Source organism: Methanospirillum sp. (assembly GCF_035406105.1).
In the GTDB taxonomy this organism is placed as follows: Archaea; Halobacteriota; Methanomicrobia; order Methanomicrobiales; family Methanospirillaceae; genus Methanospirillum.
The window spans coordinates 1-4,280 of sequence record NZ_DAONKG010000206.1 but is presented as its reverse complement, the minus strand read 5'-3'; the positions used below and the strand labels follow the sequence as shown (position 1 = coordinate 4,280).

Here is a 4,280-nt window from a genome sequence, read left to right as displayed (position 1 = left end):
TGCTTTATGCACATGTTTGAAAAGGCAGGCTGGCTTGATAAGATTCACTTTGATATTCTTATCGACGCTGATATTAGTGTAGATGTGACCTCTGAATAGGCGAAAATCTTATTATTTTTCAGGTAATTCAGATGCAATCAAAACCAGAAAAAATCTGCCGGACCGTGCAAAAACTGACGTCCGTCATGTAATTCTTGTCCTCTCTGGAAAGGGCGGAGTAGGAAAATCCACTGTTTCAGTAAATATTGCCAGCGCTCTCGCGATTAAAGGGAAACAGGTGGGTCTTCTGGATCTTGATATTCATGGTCCGAACGTTCCAAAAATGCTAGGATTAGAAGATCATCAGTTACTTTCCGAGAACAATAAAATTGTGCCTGTGCGCGTTTCGGAGAAATTACAGGTGGTCTCCATGGCATTTCTCCTTCCTCATAGAAACTCTCCTGTGATCTGGCGGGGACCCATGAAATTGAATGCCATACGCCAGTTTCTAGAAGACACAGCCTGGGACCCTCTTGACTATCTTATCGTTGATCTCCCTCCGGGAACTGGCGATGAAGCTCTTACAATAGCGCAGATCGCACCAAATATCGCCGGAACGATCATTGTCACCTCCCCTCAGGCAGTATCTACCCTTGATTCATCAAAAGCCATTACATTCAGCAGAGATTTAGGTATGGATGTTCTTGGTGTTATTGAAAACATGAGCGGGTATATCTGTCCGTCCTGTGGAGAAGTGGTGGATATCTTTGGAAAAGGCGGGGGAGAACAGATTGCCCGGGAGATGGGCGTTCCGTATCTGGGGGGAATCCCGCTGGATATTGAGATCCGCCGTTCCGGTGATGAGGGATGGGCATTTGTACGGAAAGTACAGGAGAGCCCGGCCTGGAAATCAATAGACACGATTATTGATACGCTGCTCTCCCGCATAGAGCCCACATAACTATCAATTATTTTGAATAGAGTCCGGAATCTCACGAGGGTGGCATCTTTGCAATGCCTTATTTCCCCCATGAGGTTCATGTCCTCCTGGTGATATCAGGGAAGATTTATTGCGCATATGAGCAATAATTAACAGATATGATAGTATGTGTCCCTTCACGGGGTTTGACAGTAGATTCCCAGATGGATGATCGGTTTGGTCGTGCAGCATATTTCGCATTCTTTGATACTGACACAAATACAGCACGAGTTGAACCAAATCCCCATGCAGGAGGATCTGGCGGGGTTGGCCCGATGGCCGTACAGTTTCTGGTAAAAAATAATGTACAGATTCTCATTGCACCACGGCTTGGTGGAAATGCAGATGAAGCTCTGAAAGCATCAGGTATTACAGTCATCATGCAAAATCCGGATGTGACGGTCCAGGCAGCGTATAATGCATGGAAAGCGAACCCAGAGAACGCTTTGTAAGCCGGGATAATCTGCTGGGAGAATCATGCAGATTGTTATAGCCAGTGGAAAAGGTGGAACCGGAAAAACAACGGTTACATCAAATCTTGGATATGTCTTGTCCCAGTCACGAACCATTACTCTTGCTGACTGTGATGTTGAAGAACCCAATCTGGGTATTTTTTTCCCTTGTGTTCCGGAGATTCACCCTGTTCATGTCATCATCCCGCAGGTAAATGAAAGTCAGTGCATGCATTGTGGTGCATGCGGTGAATTCTGCAGATTTGGAGCATTGACGGTGCTGAAAGATCGGGTGTTATTCTTCCCCCAGCTCTGCCATTCCTGTGGAGGATGTTTCCGCGTTTGTCCGCATGATGCACTGGAGGAAACCCCTGCATATGTTGGTGAAGTACACACCTGTCATCTTTCTGACTCACTTACTTTGGTAAGTGGGAAGCTCAAAGAGGGTGATGTGCGGACAACTGCTGTTATTCGCAGGGTTCGTGAGATGACCGGAAACGATCCCCTGGTTCTGCTGGACTCCCCTCCGGGAACTGCCTGTCCGTTTATTGAAACGGTGGACGACGTCTCTCTCTGTGTCCTTGTGACCGAACCGACGCCGTTTGGACTTCATGACCTTTCTGTTGCGGTCAATGTGCTTGACGTTCTGAATATACCTGCTGTAGTAGTGATCAACCGGAGTGAAGGGAGTGATGAACTCATTGAAGAGTACTGTTCTGTCCGTGGCATTCCCATCCTGATGAAAATTCCCCTGGATTTTCCCCTGCTTACCGCTCAGAACAATGGCGATCTTATATCCCGTACAGATCCTGCCTGGTTTGAACGGTTCAAAGAACTTGGTGAGAAAATTCTTGCATATGCCGGAGGAGTTTCATGATTCAGGTTGCTGTTGTCAGTGGAAAAGGAGGAACCGGGAAGACTATTCTGACCGCCTCCCTTGCAACCCTTCTCTCTCAGGATAAAGTCCTTATTGATGCTGATGTCGATGCTGCAAACCTTGCCCTGCTCCTCAGTCCAACTGATCGGAAAACCCTGGAGTTCAAGGGGATGGACGGTGCGGTTATCGATACGGAATCATGTATCGGTTGTGGCATCTGTGCAGAAGCGTGTGTCTATGATGCTATTCGGAAGGCTGGTGATATCTATGAGATTGTTCCATATCGGTGTGAAGGGTGCGGAAGCTGTACAATAGTCTGTCCGGAAGATGCTGTCAGCATGGCATCCCGCATCACCGGGATGATTCATTATGCGGATACGCCTCTGGGACCACTCCTGTATGGATCATTAACTCCGGGTTCAGGAAACTCCGGATTGCTTGTTCACCGTTTGAGACAGGAAGCAGGATTATTGCGTCCGGATGTGCCGCTTGTTCTGATCGACGGGCCACCGGGTATCGGCTGCCCCCTTATCTCAACGATAACCGGTATTCAGATAGCGATACTCGTCACCGAGCCCAGTAAATCAGCCCAGTCCGATCTTCAGAGACTCATCACGCTCTGTCGGTCATTCCGGGTCCGGATGTTTCTTGTCATCAACCGGTCTGACGTCAATCAGAATATAACTGAGGATATTCTCCGGCTCGCTGCTGAAAACGAAATTATGGTCCTTGGCACGATTCCATTTGACCGCACTGTTCTGAATGCAACCAGACAAGGCGTCCCGGTTGTCCGGATGTCAGGGGCTGCATCGGAAGCGATACATCAGATAACACAAAACCTGTCTAAAGAACTTGACCAGTTATGATGCCGGTGAATAGTGACAATAGTCCGGAACGAAGGCGGGGGAGACCGAGGATCAGGAGAAGACTCTCCGATAGTGGAATGCTCCGGTGTTATGGGCCCAGATGTGAGATACCGACAGAAGTAGAAGCAGTCGTCCTCCTACCGGATGAGATCGAGGTGATACGGCTCATTGATCTTGAAGGAATGGAGCAAGAAGAGGCAGCTTCGTTTCTTGGCGTGTCTCGAAGAACAGTCTGGAAAGATCTTCATGATGCCAGACGGAAGGTTGCTGATGCTCTTGTTCATGGCAAGATGATTGAAGTGGCCGGATGTGTAAGGCAGGGCGGGAATGAATGTCCCAAAAACCAGGAATATCTCTGTCCCCGTGATGCCCATATCTGTCCCCGGAAAAGGCTGGATGATCCGGGTGTGTGGGAATCCTGATGCAAAGATAAATTATTTATATTTAAACTCATATGAGTAATAATGGTGCTGTGCACCAGGAGGTGACGAAGATACCTGATATGGATGGCACCGGTCCCAGATGGCTCGGAGAACGGAAATTTTCCCGAAGGGGCAGGTGGTATTTCGAAAACACTGAGAGCAATCTGCCTGATTCTTCGGGAACAGCCACTCAGCAGAACACCCCGGCTGAAAGAGAGCCGGTCTATGGCATCGGCCGGGGCGGGCTTTTCCGTGGAGGCTCACGGCGAATGGGCGAAGAAAGGAATAATTCATTCAGGTCATAATTCATGAAAATTGCAATTGCATGTGATGGAAAAGATGTTTCGGCACATTTTGGACATTGTGAAGGATATGCAATTTATAATGCAACAGATTCAGTTATTGCATATTCAGAAACTCTGCAAAGCCCGGGGCATGAACCGGGCCGGCTTCCGGTCTTTCTGGCTGAACACGGGGTCAACCTGATTATTGCCGGCGGAATGGGAGCCCGGGCGGTTCAGCTCTTCAATGACAATAATATTGAAGTAATTCTTGGTGTAAGCGGTCCGGTGGATGTTGCTGCCCAGGATTATATTGCAGGGAAATTAAAGTCAACCGGTAGTATCTGTAATCACCATGATCACGAGTGTTCCGGACATTAATTCGTTCGCCTGATCGTTATTCATTGATTGTAGTATCTGTTCC

8 protein-coding genes are annotated in these 4,280 nt (G+C 48.1%); all 8 read left to right on the top strand.

Annotation, left to right across the window (positions count from 1 at the left end; all coding sequences use genetic code 11):
- The first annotated feature begins 6 nt into the window (after positions 1 to 6).
- The 8 genes from PLA23_RS10980 (at position 7) to PLA23_RS10945 (ending at position 4,237) form a co-directional block, all read left to right on the top strand.
- A complete protein-coding gene (locus PLA23_RS10980; protein WP_324475209.1) occupies positions 7 to 99 on the top strand; it encodes a DUF2124 family protein in 93 nt (30 codons plus the stop codon).
- 37 nt (positions 100 to 136) lie between these two features.
- A complete protein-coding gene (locus tag PLA23_RS10975) occupies positions 137 to 940 on the top strand; it encodes an Mrp/NBP35 family ATP-binding protein (RefSeq protein ID WP_502883624.1) in 804 nt (267 codons plus the stop codon).
- Positions 941 to 1,077: 137 nt separating this feature from the next.
- On the top strand, positions 1,078 to 1,410 hold the full coding sequence (locus PLA23_RS10970) for a NifB/NifX family molybdenum-iron cluster-binding protein (protein WP_502883623.1): 333 nt from the start codon (positions 1,078 to 1,080) through the stop codon (positions 1,408 to 1,410).
- A gap of 25 nt (positions 1,411 to 1,435) precedes the next feature.
- The gene (locus tag PLA23_RS10965) at positions 1,436 to 2,287 is read left to right on the top strand and encodes a nucleotide-binding protein (RefSeq protein WP_324331912.1); all 852 of its coding nucleotides are present in this window, start codon (positions 1,436 to 1,438) and stop codon (positions 2,285 to 2,287) included.
- Positions 2,284 to 3,153 (top strand): ATP-binding protein, encoded by an 870-nt coding sequence (locus PLA23_RS10960; RefSeq protein WP_324475206.1) that lies wholly within the window; start codon positions 2,284 to 2,286, stop codon positions 3,151 to 3,153. The genes PLA23_RS10965 and PLA23_RS10960 overlap by 4 nt, the downstream gene beginning before the upstream one ends.
- The gene (locus PLA23_RS10955; protein ID WP_324475205.1) at positions 3,150 to 3,575 is read left to right on the top strand and encodes a DUF134 domain-containing protein; all 426 of its coding nucleotides are present in this window, start codon (positions 3,150 to 3,152) and stop codon (positions 3,573 to 3,575) included. Before PLA23_RS10960 ends, PLA23_RS10955 begins: the two co-directional genes overlap by 4 nt.
- Positions 3,576 to 3,659: 84 nt before the next feature.
- Positions 3,660 to 3,887 carry a hypothetical protein gene (locus tag PLA23_RS10950; RefSeq protein WP_324475204.1) on the top strand — a complete coding sequence of 76 codons (228 nt, stop codon included), beginning with the start codon at positions 3,660 to 3,662 and terminating at the stop codon, positions 3,885 to 3,887.
- The gene (locus PLA23_RS10945; protein ID WP_324475203.1) at positions 3,884 to 4,237 is read left to right on the top strand and encodes a NifB/NifX family molybdenum-iron cluster-binding protein; all 354 of its coding nucleotides are present in this window, start codon (positions 3,884 to 3,886) and stop codon (positions 4,235 to 4,237) included. The genes PLA23_RS10950 and PLA23_RS10945 overlap by 4 nt, the downstream gene beginning before the upstream one ends.
- Positions 4,238 to 4,280 lie beyond the last annotated feature (43 nt).